The sequence below is a fragment of the Fibrobacter sp. UWCM genome, assembly GCF_900129735.1.
Lineage (GTDB): Bacteria > Fibrobacterota > Fibrobacteria > Fibrobacterales > Fibrobacteraceae > Fibrobacter.
On record NZ_FQWR01000064.1, the window covers coordinates 1 to 1,070 of the forward strand.

At 61.6% G+C, this 1,070-nt stretch carries 1 protein-coding gene; it reads left to right on the forward strand.

Going from position 1 to position 1,070, the window contains the following annotated elements:
• Nucleotides 1–1,070, forward strand: a 1,070-nt coding sequence (gene tuf, locus BUB22_RS15975) for an elongation factor Tu (RefSeq protein ID WP_073116676.1), incomplete at both ends; no start/stop codon positions are given.

Consider the following 1,070-nt stretch of genomic DNA (forward strand, 5'->3'; position numbering starts at 1 on the left):
ACCACCCTGACCGCCGCAATCTGCACGACCCTCGCTGCCCGCGGCCTCGCCGCCGCCAAGCGTTTCGACGAAATCGACAACGCTCCCGAAGAAAAGGCCCGTGGTATCACGATCAACACTTCTCACGTCGAATACACCACTGCAAACCGTCACTACGCTCACGTCGACTGCCCGGGGCACGCCGACTACGTGAAGAACATGGTGACCGGTGCTGCCCAGATGGACGGCGCCATCCTCGTCGTGGCCGCTACTGACGGCCCGATGCCCCAGACCCGCGAACACATCCTCCTCGCTCACCAGGTGGGCGTGCCGAAGATCGTCGTGTTCATGAACAAGGTCGACATGGTCGACGACGCCGAGATCCTCGACCTCGTCGAGATGGAAGTCCGCGAACTTCTCTCCAAGTACGAATTTGACGGTGACAACACCCCGATCATCCGCGGTTCCGCCCTCAAGGCCCTCGAAGGCGACCCTGCCTACCAGGACAAGATCATGGAACTCATGGACGCTTGCGACACCTACATCCCGCTCCCGCAGCGCGATACCGACAAGCCGTTCCTGATGCCGATCGAAGACGTGTTCACCATTACCGGCCGCGGCACTGTCGCTACCGGCCGTATCGAACGCGGTATCGTCCGCCTCAACGACAAGGTCGAACGCATCGGTCTCGGTGAAACCACCGAATACGTCATCACGGGCGTGGAAATGTTCCGCAAGCTCCTCGACGACGCCCAGGCCGGTGACAACGTCGGTCTTCTCCTCCGTGGCGCCGAAAAGAAGGACATCGTCCGTGGCATGGTTCTCGCCGCCCCGAAGTCCGTGACCCCGCACACCGAGTTCAAGGCAGAAATCTACGTCCTCACGAAGGACGAAGGTGGCCGCCACACGCCGTTCATGAACGGCTACCGTCCGCAGTTCTACTTCCGCACCACCGACGTTACCGGCACGATTCAGCTTCCGGAAGGCGTCGAAATGGTGACCCCGGGTGACACCGTCACGATCCACGTGAACCTCATCGCCCCGATCGCCATGGAAAAGCAGCTCCGCTTCGCTATCCGCGAAGGTGGCCG